The following is a 14,640-nucleotide window of genomic DNA, read 5'->3' as shown; positions in this document are numbered from 1 at the left end:
TTGGGCCAACCGTCAGACTCTACTGTTCGTCGGGATCCACGCCCGTCAGCGCATCGCCGAGCAACCCGCTCGCCTCTTCCCCCGGCAACGCCTCGACGTCACGCAGCTTACGGTTCATGACGCGGGTGCGCGTTTCCGCGGCTTCGATCGAACGCGTAACGGTTTCAAGCTGCGCCTTGGTCCTGGCCAGCACGTCACCGAATTTTCCGAACTCTGTTTTCACCGCGCCGAGCACTTGCCACACTTCGCTCGACCGCTTCTCGATCGCTAGCGTTCGGAAACCCATTTGCAGACTATTGAGCAAAGCGGTCAGCGTGGTCGGGCCGGCAATCGTCACGCGATAGTCGCGCTGCAGCAGGTCCGTCAGGCCCGGCCGACGCAGGACTTCTGCGTACAGGCCTTCGGTCGGCAGAAATAGCAGCGCGAAATCGGTGGTGTGCGGCGGCGACACGTACTTTTCTGCGATCGTGCGCGCCTCGGCGCGAATCCGCGCTTCAAGCGCGCGCGACGCCTCCTCCACCGCAACCGGATCGGCACGTTCCTGAGCCTCGATCAGCCGCTCGTAGTCTTCGCGCGGGAACTTGGCGTCGATCGGCAGCCAGACCGGCGTAGCTGGACCACCCACCTCCGCGCGGCCCGGCAGTTTGATTGCGAACTCGACGCGATCGGCGCTCTTCGGTACCGTCGCGACGTTCTTTGCGTATTGATCCGCCGTGAGCAGTTGTTCGAGCAATGCTTCGAGCTGCACTTCTCCCCACGTGCCACGCGTTTTGACGTTAGTGAGCACTTTCTTCAGATCGCCGACACCCGCAGCCAGCGTCTGCATTTCACCGAGACCGCGATGCACCTGTTCCAGCCGGTCCGACACCAGCTTGAACGATTCGCCCAGGCGTTGTTCGAGCGTGGCGTGCAATTTTTCGTCGACGGTGCGGCGCATCTCGTCGAGCTTGGTCGAGTTGTTGGCCTCGATGTCTTTCAGCCGCTGCTCGATCGTCGCACGCACTTCGGCGAAGCGGCGATCGTTCGCCTCGGTGAGTTGACCCAGTTGCAGGGTCAGCGTGTCGCCGAACTGCTTGAGCGTGCGCCCTTGCTCATCGCGTGCCTGCTGGGCCTGCTGCTGCAGGCTGTGGCGCACTGCGTCGAGTTGCTGCGCGAAGCCATCGATCTTGCCGCCCTGCACCGTCGTCATACTGCTGAATTGCGATGCCAGCGTTTGCTGAAAGTGTGCGAATCCGCTGCTCTGCTCGGTACGCGAGACGCGCGCCGTTTCGGTGATGTCATTGCGCAGTTGCCGCTCGAGCCGCTCATAAGCATGCGACTGCGCATCCGCCGCTGTGTCGATACGTTCGCTGAGATTCTCGAATTGCTCGCTTCCGTCAGCGCGACTAAGGCCGCGCATCAGCAATGCCAACGCGATGACCAAGGCGACCGCCAGCACGGCAACGGCCGCCACCAGAATCATTGTCATGAACGCGCCCTGCCGATGACCTCGGGGTTGATCGGATTCGGTGGCCGGCCGGCGCGCGGGCCTTCACCCAGCGCTGCGATCAGATTGTCCGCGGCGAGGTTTGCCATGGCGCGGCGCGTTGCCTCGGTCGCGCTGGCGATGTGCGGCGTCAGTACGACATTCGGCACGGTCAGCAGATCCGGATTCAGATTCGGCTCGCCTTCGTAGACATCGAGACCGGCGGCGGCGATCTGCTTCGTACGCAGTGCTTCGACCAGCGCCGCATCGTCAACGATGCCGCCGCGTGCGATGTTGGTAAGCGTTGCGGTCGGCTTCATCTGCGCGAGTTCGGCAGCGCCGATCGTATGGTGGTTTTCCTTCGTGTACGGCAAGACGAGCACCACGTGATCGGCGCGCTGCAGCAGGTCCTGTTTGGACGCGTATTCCGCGTTCAACTCCGCCTCGATCTCCGGCGCGACTCGCGAACGGTTGTGATAGATCACCTGCATGTTGAAACCCTTCGCGCGACGCGCCAGCGCCTGCCCAATCCGGCCCATGCCGATCACGCCGAGTGTCGAACCGTAAAGGTCGGTGCCGAGAAAACCGTCATAGGCCCACTTCTGCCATTTGCCGGCGCGCAGCCAGTGCTCCGATTCGGCAATGCGGCGCGCCGCGGCCATCATCAGCGCCCAGCCGAAATCGGCGGTCGATTCGTTCAGCACGTCCGGCGTGTTGGTGCCGAGTACGTTCGCCGCGTTGAACGCAGCCATGTCGAAGTTGTTGTAGCCCACTGCCATGTTCGACACCACGCGCAGACGCGGCGCCGCTGCGAGCGCCGCCGCGCCGACCGGATCGCCCGCGGTCAGCGCGCCGTCTTTATCCGCGAGACGTCGCGTCAACTCGTCTGCGGGCAACACATCGCCCTGGTGCCAGTCGACATCGAAATACTGTTTGAGCCGTTCGATCACATCGGGAAAGATCGGACGGGCGACGAGGATCTTCTGCATTGCAATTCTCCGGAAAGCGCGTCGAGTCCAACGACCTCGGCGTCAGGATAAGCGTGAAATCAGGCGTCAAAAAAACAGCCAGCCGGTGACGAGAAACAGCGGCATGAGCACCACAACCGACCAGCCGAGATACGAAAAAAAGCTCGGCATGCGAATGCCGCGCGACTCCGCGATCGCTTTCACCATGAAGTTCGGTGCATTGCCGATATACGTGTTGGCGCCCATGAACACCGCGCCGGCCGAGATCGCCGCGAGCGTCGTGGCACCGGTGGTCATCAATGTCTGCGCGTCGCCGCCGGCCAGGTTGAAGAACACCAGGTAGGTCGGCGCATTGTCGAGAAACGACGATAGCAGGCCAGTCGCCCAAAAGTACATCAGGTCGTGGGGCTGACCGGACGGGTTGACCAGATGGACGATGCCGGCGAACGCGCCCGCCTCACCGGCACGCAGGATCGTGATGACCGGCGCGATCGTCACGAAGATGCCGGCAAACAGTTTGGCGACCTCTTCGATCGGTGCCCAGTTGAAGTCATTACCCGCGCGTGCCGCGCGCGGCGTCAGTGCCAGCGAGAGCAAGGTGACGCCGATCAGCGCGACATCGCGCACGGCATTTTGCAACGCGACGTGCGTACCGAAAACGTCGAACACGATGTCTGACTTCCAGAACCCACTCATCAGAACCAGCGCAATCACGGCAGCGAGAAGCACGAAGTTGATCCTGCCGTCGACGCCTAGCGGCGGCGAATCCGGCGTCGGGTCGAGAAAGCGCGAACGCTCTTCTTCACGCCGATGAAAATAGTACGAATCCAATGCATAGAACGCGGCCAGCAGCACGACGCAGACAAACAGCATCGGCAACGCCAGATGCGTGGTGGTCCAGAAGAAACTGACGCCTTGCAGGAAGCCGAGAAAGAGCGGCGGGTCGCCGAGCGGCGACAACGAGCCGCCCGCGTTCGCGACCAGAAAGATGAAGAACACCACCACATGAACGACGTGCTTGCGATTGTCGTTAGCGCGCAGCAATGGGCGGATCAGCAGCATCGCCGCACCGGTCGTGCCCATGATGCTGGCCAATAGTGTGCCGAGCGCGAGAATCGCGGTATTCAGACGCGGCGTGCCATGCAGATTGCCGCGCACGCAGATGCCTCCCGCGACCGTATAAAGCGCCGTCAGTAACACGATGAACGGAATGTATTCTTCGAGCACCGCGTGCACCAGCGTTCCGAATGCGGCGCCCGTGCCGAAAGCAAGCGCAAACGGTACCAGGAAGAGCAACGCCCACGCTGCCGCGATCTTGCCGAAATGGTGATGCCAGAATGCCGGCGCGACCAACGGAAACACCGCGATAGACAACAGCACGCCCGCAAAGGGCAAGCCCCACAATGCCGACAAGCTCGCGCCGTCGATCGTAGCCGCCGATGCCAGTTGAGGCCACCCTGCCAGCGTCAATGCAGCGGCGAGCACCATGCTCGCCCCTACGGCATGTCGTTTCATATTCTTGAAGTCCTTGTAACTGCGGGCAGCCGTGCGCGCCGCAAGGAGACAGCGACGCGTGCCGCGCTCAGGCGCCACGTACGACGATCACATGCACCCGATACGGCCCATGTGCGCCAAGCACGATAGTCTGTTCGATATCGCCGGTGCGCGATGGCCCGGAGACAAAATTGACGGCGCGCGGAAGTTCACCGCGTTCGCTACGGATCAGCCCGAACGCCTCTTCATGTCCCGAGACGATGCGCGAAGCCGGCACGATTGCAATATGCGTTTCCGGCAACAGACCTGCCGATGCGTAGGTTTCCGGTCCGGACAACAGAACGAGCGTGCCCGTCTCGGCGGTCGCACAGAAGCAGCCAGTGAGCCCGACCACGTCGCCGTCTTCAGGTTTGCGGAATTCGACGTTGAGGCCGGCTTCGGCCCATTGCAGATCTTGCAGGGTTTGCCATGCGATAGCCTGCAGCGGCAAAGCGTGTTCAGTGAGGTAGCGATGCGCGGCGGAAGGCACGTCGCCCAGCGATTCGACGGTATCGACGGTGGTCGCCATTCTCTGCGCTTCTTCGATGAAGCGCGTGGTCAGATCGGCCGGCATCTCCGGACGCGGACCCTCGGGATGGCGCGCCAGATAATCCGCAGCCGCCTCGCGCTCGGGAGCGGACGGTTCAGGCTCACGCCCCTGCGCTGCGCGGATGCGCGCCAGGATGTTGCGGCGGGCAATCGATGTGTCCATATGCGAAATCCTCGTGTCGACAGCCGTGCGATATGGCGGGAATTATACCGGCCACCCTGGGCGCGAACACCCTGGCCGAACGGCCTGGGGCAACGTATCGACCACGCGGCGAACACGATCTCAGCAAGATATCGACACAAGACAGCGGCGCATAAGTCGCACACGCGCCGCGCAGACGCCACGTTACTTCGCAGCGTCTTCCTCGGGCTGCGCAATGCCGAACACCTGACGCAGATACGCGAGATAGGCCTTGTCTTCGCACATGTTCTTGCCCGGCGAATCCGACAGCTTCGCCACCGGCTGACCGTTGCAGCGAACCATCTTGATGACGATCTGCAAGGGGTTGTAGCCCAGGTCGTTTGTCAGATTGGTTCCTACGCCGAATGCCAGCTTGCAGCGGCCGCGGAAACGCTCGTACAGTTGCAGCACTTTGGGAATGTCGAGCGCGTCGGAGAACACGAGGATCTTGGTGCGCGGGTCGCAGCGGTTCGCCTCGTAGTGCTTGAGCAGGCGCTCGCCCCAGTCGAACGGGTCGCCGGAATCGTGGCGCGCGCCGTCGAACAGCTTGCAGAAGTACATGTCGAAGTCGCGCAGGAACGCCTCCATGCCGTACACATCCGACAGGGCGATACCCAGGTCGCCGCGATACTCCTTCGCCCACATCTCGAAGCCGAAGATCTGCGAATCGCGCAACCGCGGACCGAGCGCCTGACACGCCTGCAGGTATTCATGCGCCATCGTGCCGAGCGGCGTGAGGCTGTGCTTCATCGCGTAGAAGACGTTGCTGGTGCCGGCGAATTGTTCGCCGAGGCCGTCTTTCAGCGTGAGGATCACTTCTTCGTGCCATTGCTTCGAGAAGCGGCGGCGCGTGCCGTAGTCGGCGATCTTGCAGTCGGCGAATTCCGGGCGCGCGCCGAGCAGCTTGATCTTCTCGACGAGACGGCCGCGCCCTTCGCTGTAGTCAGGTTTCTGCTGGGTGTTGCGGAAGTAGACTTCGTTGACGATCGCAAGCATCGGGATCTCGAACAGGATCGTGTGCAGCCACGGCCCCTTGATCTCGATGTCGATTTCACCATTGCCCTTCGGCGAGGGCGAAATCGAAATGTATTTCTCGTTCAAATGGAACAGCGCGAGAAACTCGATGAAGTCGCCCTTGATGAAGCGCATGCGCCGCAGGTAGTCGAGTTCGTCGTCGGTGAAGCGCAGATCGCAGAGCTTGCGCACTTCGTCGCGAATCTCGCCGATATACGGCACGAGGTCGACATTCGGCGTGCGGCAGCGAAACCGGTACTCGACGTTCGCCGCGGGAAAGTGATGCAACACCACTTGCATCATCGTGAACTTGTACAGATCGGTGTCGAGCAGCGAAGTAATAATCATGATGGTGCGAACTGGACTGCAGGAAAAACGGAAGGCTTGGCTCGACCAACCGCGTCAACCCATGCGCGTGCGGCGCGCCCCGTGCGCGCCAACCTGACGCATGTTACCCGAATGCATCCGGATTCAGCACGCCGGCGGGCGGCGCTCGCCGGACGCCATAAACTAATCACAAAAACGTATAAAAGCCGTTGCCCGATGCTGCATGCGGCTCTTGACGTTACGTTACAATAGCGTTTTTGGCGTTTCGCCTCCCCTGATTCCGCATGCAGGAGCTGCCTGAATGACTCACGTTGTGACCGAAAGCTGCATCAAGTGCCGCTATACCGACTGCGTCGATGTGTGCCCGGTGGACTGCTTTCGCGAAGGTCCCAACTTCCTCGCGATCGACCCCGACGAATGCATCGACTGCGCCGTGTGCGTGGCCGAATGCCCGGTGAACGCCATTTATGCCGAAGAAGACGTGCCGGGCGACCAGCAGCACTTCACCGAGCTGAATGCCGATCTCGCGAAGAACTGGCCGAGCATCACCAAGACCAAAGCGCCGCTGCCGGAAGCCGACGAATTCAAGGACGTGAAGGAAAAGCTGGCCCTGCTCGTACGCTGAGCGGCGCGGCCTGCACCCCGCTGTTGCATTCGGACCAAATCGAGATGAATGCAGGGTATTGACAGGCGCCTAGTCACCTCCTACAATTTCGCTTCTCTGCTGTTTGTTGTTCTGTTCCTCGATAGCTCAGTCGGTAGAGCGCCGGACTGTTAATCCGTAGGTCCCTGGTTCGAGCCCAGGTCGAGGAGCCAAGAATTGCAAAAGCCCGTTAACCAATACGGGCTTTTTTATGTAGATCAAGTTGTACTGCTGTTCCTCGATAGCTCAGTCGGTAGAGCGCCGGACTGTTAATCCGTAGGTCCCTGGTTCGAGCCCAGGTCGAGGAGCCAAAATTTTGAAAGGCCCGCATTCGTGCGGGCCTTTTTGTTTTGGTCTGGCCTATTTGAATGCCGGATCCGGTGGCTTGAATCGGGGGGCGACGGTCCGTTCCGGCCGGAAGATTGCGCATGCCCCAGAGCATTTGCACTGACCCTCTGGCGGACACGCCGTTATACGATGGCGCTTTATCGACGCCGATCTCTCGCGCCCAACCCAAGCACTCATTCCCGGCCCTCCCATGAATCCCACCGTGTTGCGCATCGCACTTGCAGTCACTACCGCCCTGCTCCTGTCCTCGGTCCACAGCGAAGAAGTCGGCAGCGTCAATACCAACTTCCGCATTACCGGTTCCGATCGCGTGGTCGTCGAGGCCTATGACGATCCGCTCGTCCAGGGCGTGACCTGCTACGTGTCGCGGGCGCGCACGGGTGGCGTCAAGGGGACACTGGGCATCGCCGAAGATCCGACCGAGGCGTCGATCGCTTGTCGGCAAGTGGGCGCGATTCATTTCACCGGCCCCGTGAAGCAGCAATCCGATGTGTTCTCGGTCAGCATGTCGCTGATCTTCAAATCGCTGCATGTGGTGCGGGTGGTCGACGCGAAGCGCAACACGCTGGTGTACATGACTTACAGCGACCGCATCGTCAGCGGCAGTGCGAAGAACAGCGTGAGCGCCGTGCCGATGCCGGCCGGCACGACAATTCCGGTCAAGTAACCGCCGCCCCGCGGCAAAGCTCACAGCGCAAAGACATACACGCGTGAGTCACCGCAAAGGCCACGGCGCGCTACACTGACTGGTCATGCCGGATCGCCGGTACTACCGGACCGCAGGATCGCCAGACTTTCACCATGACCGCCCATCGTTTCCAGGATTCCGCCCGCTACTGGCGTACGCCGCTTTTGCCCGGCGCGGATCTGCTCACAGCGGAATATCACGATCACGAGTTCTCGCCGCATTGGCACGATGCGTACACGATTCCGGTGATCGTCGCCGGCGCCGAGGGCTATCGGTATCTCGGCTCGGACTATGTCGCCGAAGCGGGCAGCGTGCCGATCATCAATCCGGGAGAACTGCACACGGGCTCCAAGGCTGTCGAGGCAGGCTGGCGCTATCGCGTGATGTATGCGCCGGTGGATTTCATTCACGAGCTTGCCAACGACGTTGCCGGCAAGCCGCAAGCATTGCCGTGGTTCGCGCCGGGCGTCATCCGCGATCCCGATCTGGCGCAGCGGCTGGCGCGCGCGCACTGTCTGCTGGAGGCCGGCGACGATCCGCTCGCCGCCGAGGCCGCGATGCTTGACGCGCTGTCCACCTTGCTGGTCCGCTACTCGCAAACGCAGCCGGAAGCGTGGCGCCTCGCCGCCGACGACGCCCGCGTCGCGACGATGCAGGAGCGCCTGACCGGCGACCTCGCCGAAGCTGTCACGCTGGCCGAGGTCGCGCAGGCAGCGGGACTCTCGCCCTTCCACGCCGCGCGCCTTTTCACGCAGACCACCGGATTGCCGCCGCACGCGTGGCGCAATCAGGTGCGCTTGCAGCGCGCGCTCGCGCCATTGCGAGCGGGCGTTTCGGTGACCGATGTCGCCGCGGCAAGCGGTTTCACGGATCAAAGCCATTTCACGCGCCATTTCAGGCGCATGTTCGGCGTGCCGCCGGGGCGCTGGCAAGGCAGTTGACGCACGCTTCGCCCCCATCCACCGCAAGAACGTACAAGCCCCCGCCCAGCCTTGCCCGCTATCCTTTGCGCATCAAGGAGGCAAGATTGACCCATTCCAACCCAGGCCAGCCCTCAAGCACAGGCCACTTAAAAGAATTCACCGCCGGCGCGCGCGACATCATCCCGATGATGGTCGGCGCGGCGCCCTTCGGCGTGATCTTCGGCACCCTGGTCGCGTCCGGCCCGCTGCATCTGTGGCATGGACAACTGATGTCGCTCGTCGTGTTCGCCGGTTCCGCGCAATTCATCGCATTGGGCCTGATCGCCGGCCACGCGAGTTTTGCGGTGATCTGGGCGACCACGCTCGTCGTCAACCTGCGTCACGTGCTGTATAGCGCGACGCTCGCGCCGCACGTCGCGCACCTGCCCTCGCGCTGGCGCTGGGCGCTCGGCGCGCTGCTCACCGACGAAGTCTTCGCGGTCGCGTGGGAACATTACCGGCATCGGGAGCCCGGCACGGTCGGCCCGCACTACTTCTTTGGCGCGGGTCTGGCCATGTACCTGAACTGGCAGATCTGGACCGTCGCCGGCCTGCTGTTCGGCGCGGCCTTTCCGGGCCTGCAGTCGCTCGGGCTCGATTTCGCGATGGTCGCCACTTTCATCGCGATCGTCGTGCCGCAGCTCGTCGCGCTGCGCTATATCGCTGCGGCCGCGACCGCGGGCACGCTGGCTTTCTTCTGGCAGGCGTGGCCGTACAAGCTCGGCCTGCTCGGCGCCGTGTTCGCGGGTGTGGCAATCGGTGTCTTGCTGTCGGCGCCGCGATTTGGGCGAGGCGCGCGGGGAAATCGCGAATCCTCGCGAGCAACTTCGCGCGAAACCTCACAGGGCCCCCACCGGGAAGCCCCGCGGAAAACCTCAAAGGAAACCATGGAGGCGTCGCGATGAACTACGTCGTTCTGATCCTCGGCATGGCCGCCATTACGTGGGTGATCCGCGCCGCCGTCTTCGTGCTCGGCGACCGGCTGGTGTTTCCGCCGCTCGTGCGCACCGCGCTCGGCTTCGTGCCCGTTACCGTGCTGACGGCGATCATCGTCCCGATGGCGGTCTCGCCGCACGGCGCCGGCGCCGAACTGACCTGGCGCAATCCGCAACTGGTCGGGGCGCTGGCCGCCATCGTAGTCAGCGCGCTGACGCGCCGACCGCTCCTGACCATCGCGGTCGGCCTGACAGTCTTTTTTGTCTGGCAAGGCGTTGTGCTTAAATAGGCGCTGTTCGACGCCTACATCGCGTGCAAACGGCGCCCAGATTGCCATAGGCGCCAGGCGCGGCGGGCTCGGGATTGGGGTGGCGCCCGCCATGCGCTGCCCTAGCAGGCGACGCATTCCTCTAAAGCCGCCGCCGGCGCCTCGCGCACCCTTAAGTTTTCCCTGAATCCGCCGATAAGATGTCGAGGTCCGCTCGTCGGGATACGTCCCGCTGGTTACGCGGCAACAGGCAGCAATCAACCGCGCCGGCATAGGCGTCGCGTCTCACGGGGTCCGTGCGCGAACGCCGACATGACGAAGCAGCGCGGCAGGACCAAACGGGATAACACATGGGTCAGATCACCCTCACACTCAAAGACGAGACCATTGCGACGCTACGCAAGGACTTCGACGCATTTCTGCGGGTTTCGCTGAAGCTCGATCCGCAGTTCGCGACGCCGTCGTTTGAGGACTTTTTGCGCGCCAAGCTGCTCGACAACATGGTGCCGCTAACCGAACACGCGGTTCAGCGGATGTTGCAGGGCGGCCAGTACGCATGGGCGAAACGCACGCTGGACAAGGAATTCCCGGACGTCGTCGCGATCCTGATGAGGCAGGCGGGGGAATTCGGTTTCGGCTTTGCAGCCCGTTCGGAATGGACGCCGGAAGAGCTCGCCAAGCAGTGCCGCGACTGGGCCGCTGCCATCGTCAAGGAAGCGGAAGGCGACGCGGCGTTGATCGATCCTCTCGCGGCGCAGATCAAGAGCGCCGCGCAGGACATCCAGGCGCTCGAGGAAGTCATGCAGACGCCGGCCTGGCGTCTGGTGGAATCGCTGCGTCAGCGCGTCTACGAAGCCAAAGTAGCGTGCGAAACGAGCGTGGGCAGCACTGCGCGCGAAAAGCTCGGCGAACTGCGAGGACTGCTGCGCCTGGGCATTTCGCACGGCTCGTTCCAGAAGCAGGAAGCGCAGCAGATCATGGAGTATTTGCGCCTGCTGAAGCCGGAGATTTTCGTCGAAGAACCGTATGACGTGTTCTCACGCCTCGCCGCCTGGCTGCGCAATTTCTTTGTGCCGCCACGGCCGGTGCCGCAACAGCAACAACAACGGCAGTCACGGTAAAAGCAGGTTCAATCCCACATCTTTCTGAGCTTCGCCCCAATCTCGATCTTCGCTTGCGCCGCCGTTGCCAGTCCCGCCGCTGTCGGCGCGCTCGGCAACGGCACGCGCGGCCAGGCGTAGGCGTCGAACAAGGGCATCAGATGCGCCGGAATGAACCGCGTGCGCGACGCCCACACGTGACGGTCGCCCATATGGGTCTGGTTGTGCACGTAAAAGCGCTGCGGCACGACGATATGCAGGTCTTCCTTCGCGCGCGTCATCGCCACGTACAACAGGCGGCGTTCCTCGTCGATTTCCTCTTCGCTGCCGGTGCCGAGATCGGATGGAATGCAACCGTCGACGCCATTCAGCACGAACACGTTGCGCCACTCCTGCCCTTTCGCCGAATGAATCGTTGACAGGATCAGGTAGTCCTCGTCGATCAGCGGCACGCCGGATTCGTCGCTCGTCGCGTCGGGTGGATCGAGTGTCAGCTCAGTCAGGAAGCGTTCGCGCGACGCATAGGTGCCCGCGATGCTTTCCATCTGCAGCACGTCCGCATGACGGATCGCCGCGTCCTCATGGTTGCGCTCGAGATGAGGCTCGTACCAGCGCCGCACCATTTCGAACTCCGCCGGCCACGGCGTCTGCCGGCCGTACACGCTCGACATCAGCTTGACGAACGGATGCCAGTCCTCCTGCGCGCGAGCGGGCGGCGCAAAGGCGGCCAGCGCGCCACCGGCGCTATGGGTGAAATCGGCCGGATTGCCGGCGCCCACCCGGGCCACGACCTCGTCCAGCACCTTAGCAGCGGTGGCGGGGCCGACGCCCGGGAGCAATTGCACGACGCGAAAACCCGCGACACGGTCGCGCGGATTCTCCGCCCAGCGCAGCACGGTGAGCATATCCTTGACGTGCACCGAATCGAGAAACTTCAGGCCGCCGAACTTCACGAACGGAATGTTGCGCCGGGTCAGTTCGATCTCGAGCGCGGCGCTGTGATGCGCGGCGCGGAACAGCACCGCCTGTGACTTGAGCTTCATGCCCTGCTCGCGCGCTTCGAGCACCTGTTCGACGATATAGCGCGCCTGATCCGCTTCGTCGGCGACCGTCACCAGACGCGGGCGCTGCGCCGATGCTTTGTCAGTCCACAGATTCTTCGTATAGCGCTCGCTGGCGAGCTCGATCACCGCATTCGACGCCGCCAGAATCGGCCCGGTCGAGCGGTAATTGCGCTCGAGCGTGATCTGCCGCGCGGGCGGATTGAAGTGCGCCGGGAAGTCGAGAATGTTGCGCACGGTCGCGCCGCGAAACGAATAGATCGACTGGGCGTCGTCGCCGACCACGGTCAAGCCGCGGCCGTCGGGTTTCAGCGCGAGCAGGATCGACGCCTGCAGGCGGTTGGTGTCCTGATACTCATCGACCAGAACGTGATCGAAGCGCGCCGACAGATCAGCCGCGATCGCCGGCTCCGCGGCCATATGCGACCAGTAGAGCAGCAGGTCGTCGTAGTCGAGCACGCTCTGCTTCTGCTTGGCTTCGACGTACGCGGCGAACAGCATGCGCAGATCGGCTTCCCACTCGCGGCACCACGGAAACGCGCTGTTGAGCACGTCGGCAAGCGACGCGCCGGTGTTCACCACGCGCGAATAGATCGCAAAGCAGGTCCCCTTGGCTGGGAAGCGCCGCTCTTTCGCCGACAAACCGAGCTCGTGGCGCACGAGATTCATCAGGTCGGCGGAATCCTCGCGGTCGTTGATCGTGAAGGCGGGCGCGAGGCCGATCAGGTCGGCGTATTCGCGCAAAAGCCGCGCGCCGACGCTATGGAAGGTCCCTGACCAGGTCAGCCCTTGCGCCAGCGCAGCCCGCGTACCGAGCGCCGCACCAGCGATGCGCGTGACGCGGCGGGTCATTTCGAGCGCGGCGCGGCGTGAGAAAGTGAGCAGCAGAATACGGCGCGGATCGGCGCCCTTCACCACCAGATTGGCGACCCGGTGCGCCAGCGTGTTGGTCTTGCCGGAGCCGGCCCCCGCGATCACCAGCAGCGCGCCCGGCGGCGCGTTGGGGCTGTCGGCGCCGTATTCGACGGCTTCGCGTTGCGCGTCGTTGAGCTTTGCGAGCCAGGAGGCGGTATCGGTATCGTTATCGGTACCGGAAGCAGACGGTGGCGAAGATTCAGCGACGGAGAGCACAGTGGATTCGGGCCTGAGGTGGAATTGACGCGGCGACGCATACTGTATATCCATACAAGTATCAGAGACAAGCGGCCCTTTTTTCCCTGCCGCCCCCAAAAGAAATGACCCGGGCGCTTACGCGCTCCGGGCCATTTCTTCGCGAGGGCACTGCGAGACTTTGACGAAGCCCCGCAGCAAGGTTGGCTGAGGCAACGGCTAAGCTTGTTGTCGAAGCGCCTTGTGTTTCAGAAGAACTCTGGCTTAGTGCTTCACGTCGGCGCCGTTGTCCTGATCGGAAGCCTGACCCTGCATATTTATCTTCATTTCGTTGTTGGCTGCCTGCTTGTCAGCCTTCTGGTTGACCTTGGCGTCGCGCACCTGCTCCTTGTACTGCGACTTGGCAGCCTTTTGCTGCTGCGCCAATTCCGCCTTGGACGCCTTCTTCGACGCCTTGTACTCGGCGTTAGCCTGTGCGTTGGCGTCGCGCTTCTGGACCAGCGGATCGGTCGAACCCGATGCCGTCAGACGCGTCGGCGCCGGCGTCACCGGCTGCACACCTTGCGCGGCCGGTGCTGCGGGTGCGACATCGGCGCCTTGGGCCTGGACCTGTGCCTGGCCGTTCACACCGGCGGCCGGTTGCGCGGTCTGCGCGAACGCCGCGGTAGCGGCAAAAGCAGTCAGGGCGGTACCAATCAGGAGCGTACGAATCTGAGTCATGGCTAAATCCTCTCTAAGGTTGTTCTGACGCGGGCGCCGTATCCGGCGCGGCACATTGACGTGCGCTTCATCCAATGCGCACCTCGCCCGGTCTATTCGTCGCTGGAAAAATCCAGCAAGCTTTCCTACAGACCCGCACTTTACGAGTGAAGTTCGTGATATGCGACCCGTGTTACGGAACGTTTCATTTTCTGACAACTACATAACATCTGCTTGCAATCGCCCGAATCCGGTCCGGGAGCACGGGGGACTATTCATTCAGGGCAAGCTTCTGGCTTATCATGCGAACCCTTTGCTTCAAGGCGCAAACGCCATGCCCAACCTCGATTTCACACTGACCGGCGACTACGTCGAACTGCACAATCTCCTGAAGATAACGGGGCTTGCGGACAGCGGCGGACAGGCAAAAATGATGGTCGCGGACGGCGCGGTGACCGTCGACGGCCGGGTCGAAACGCGTAAAACCTGCAAAATCCGCGCGGGCCAGGTCGTGCTGCTGGGCGATACGCGCATCGCGGTGCACGAGGCTTGACGCGCCAAGTCCGAAAACTCGGGGGATCGCGCGCACCAAAATCGTGCCTCTTCCATCGACATCCCCGCGCCTAAGCAATAAGCTGTCAGTTTCGACAGACAAACAATCGGCTGACAGCCGCCCTACGCTCCGGTGAGCCACCGCATTTCGCCGCCTCACCGGCAGCACGCAAGCCCCGCGAATCGGCCGGGCTGCGCCCTCCGCCACGCTGTCGCCCCTTCCGCTTCCAAGCGCT

Annotated in this window: 13 protein-coding genes, 2 tRNA genes and 1 pseudogene; 9 read left to right on the top strand and 7 right to left on the bottom strand. The window is 62.9% G+C overall.

Going from position 1 to position 14,640, the window contains the following annotated elements:
• Positions 1–19: 19 nt before the first annotated feature.
• From rmuC to pncB, 5 genes are all read right to left on the bottom strand, one after another.
• Positions 20–1,468, bottom strand: coding sequence for a DNA recombination protein RmuC (gene rmuC / locus M0D67_RS18210; RefSeq protein ID WP_154560635.1), 1,449 nt, complete (start codon positions 1,466–1,468; stop codon positions 20–22).
• Positions 1,465–2,454 (bottom strand): D-glycerate dehydrogenase, encoded by a 990-nt coding sequence (locus M0D67_RS18205; RefSeq protein WP_154560634.1) that lies wholly within the window; start codon positions 2,452–2,454, stop codon positions 1,465–1,467. The genes rmuC and M0D67_RS18205 overlap by 4 nt, the downstream gene beginning before the upstream one ends.
• A gap of 66 nt (positions 2,455–2,520) precedes the next feature.
• Positions 2,521–3,948 carry a sodium:proton antiporter gene (locus M0D67_RS18200; protein ID WP_154560633.1) on the bottom strand — a complete coding sequence of 476 codons (1,428 nt, stop codon included), beginning with the start codon at positions 3,946–3,948 and terminating at the stop codon, positions 2,521–2,523.
• Positions 3,949–4,015: 67 nt separating this feature from the next.
• A complete protein-coding gene (locus tag M0D67_RS18195; RefSeq protein WP_154560632.1) occupies positions 4,016–4,678 on the bottom strand; it encodes a lactate utilization protein C in 663 nt (220 codons plus the stop codon).
• 183 nt (positions 4,679–4,861) lie between these two features.
• On the bottom strand, positions 4,862–6,058 hold the full coding sequence (gene pncB, locus M0D67_RS18190) for a nicotinate phosphoribosyltransferase (protein WP_154560631.1): 1,197 nt from the start codon (positions 6,056–6,058) through the stop codon (positions 4,862–4,864).
• Between the two features lie 280 nt (positions 6,059–6,338).
• Between pncB and fdxA the strand changes: the two genes are divergently transcribed.
• From fdxA to M0D67_RS18150, 8 genes and pseudogenes are all read left to right on the top strand, one after another.
• Positions 6,339–6,662, top strand: a complete 324-nt coding sequence (gene fdxA, locus M0D67_RS18185; protein ID WP_054036179.1) for a ferredoxin FdxA — start codon at positions 6,339–6,341, stop codon at positions 6,660–6,662.
• Between the two features lie 115 nt (positions 6,663–6,777).
• Positions 6,778–6,853: transfer RNA gene (locus tag M0D67_RS18180), tRNA-Asn, on the top strand.
• A gap of 62 nt (positions 6,854–6,915) precedes the next feature.
• Positions 6,916–6,991, top strand: a tRNA-Asn gene (locus M0D67_RS18175).
• 227 nt (positions 6,992–7,218) lie between these two features.
• Positions 7,219–7,695, top strand: coding sequence for a CreA family protein (locus M0D67_RS18170; protein WP_154560630.1), 477 nt, complete (start codon positions 7,219–7,221; stop codon positions 7,693–7,695).
• Between the two features lie 134 nt (positions 7,696–7,829).
• The gene (locus M0D67_RS18165) at positions 7,830–8,657 is read left to right on the top strand and encodes an AraC family transcriptional regulator (RefSeq protein WP_154560629.1); all 828 of its coding nucleotides are present in this window, start codon (positions 7,830–7,832) and stop codon (positions 8,655–8,657) included.
• A gap of 86 nt (positions 8,658–8,743) precedes the next feature.
• Positions 8,744–9,457: pseudogene (locus M0D67_RS18160) on the top strand (AzlC family ABC transporter permease); the annotation flags it as partial.
• Positions 9,458–9,579: 122 nt separating this feature from the next.
• Positions 9,580–9,903 carry an AzlD domain-containing protein gene (locus tag M0D67_RS18155; protein WP_154560628.1) on the top strand — a complete coding sequence of 108 codons (324 nt, stop codon included), beginning with the start codon at positions 9,580–9,582 and terminating at the stop codon, positions 9,901–9,903.
• Between the two features lie 329 nt (positions 9,904–10,232).
• Positions 10,233–11,003 carry a DUF4088 family protein gene (locus tag M0D67_RS18150; protein ID WP_154560627.1) on the top strand — a complete coding sequence of 257 codons (771 nt, stop codon included), beginning with the start codon at positions 10,233–10,235 and terminating at the stop codon, positions 11,001–11,003.
• 8 nt (positions 11,004–11,011) lie between these two features.
• Here the strand turns inward: M0D67_RS18150 and M0D67_RS18145 are convergent, their stop codons facing one another.
• Together M0D67_RS18145 and M0D67_RS18140 are read right to left on the bottom strand one after the other, a co-directional pair.
• Complete coding sequence (locus M0D67_RS18145) at positions 11,012–13,228, bottom strand: ATP-dependent helicase (protein ID WP_266239336.1); 2,217 nt, start codon at positions 13,226–13,228, stop codon at positions 11,012–11,014.
• Between the two features lie 189 nt (positions 13,229–13,417).
• Entirely contained in the window at positions 13,418–13,873 is a 456-nt protein-coding gene (locus tag M0D67_RS18140; protein ID WP_154560625.1) for a hypothetical protein, read from the bottom strand.
• Positions 13,874–14,186: 313 nt separating this feature from the next.
• Between M0D67_RS18140 and M0D67_RS18135 the strand changes: the two genes are divergently transcribed.
• Positions 14,187–14,405: an RNA-binding S4 domain-containing protein gene (locus M0D67_RS18135; RefSeq protein WP_054036168.1), complete on the top strand. Its 219-nt coding sequence runs from the start codon at positions 14,187–14,189 to the stop codon at positions 14,403–14,405.
• The last annotated feature ends 235 nt before the right edge of the window (positions 14,406–14,640 follow it).

Origin of the sequence: Paraburkholderia sp. SECH4 (assembly GCF_030511745.1) — a bacterium.
In the GTDB taxonomy this organism is placed as follows: Bacteria; Pseudomonadota; Gammaproteobacteria; order Burkholderiales; family Burkholderiaceae; genus Paraburkholderia; species Paraburkholderia madseniana.
The sequence above is the reverse complement of the archived record's forward strand: the minus strand, read 5'-3'. Positions and strand labels throughout refer to the sequence as shown.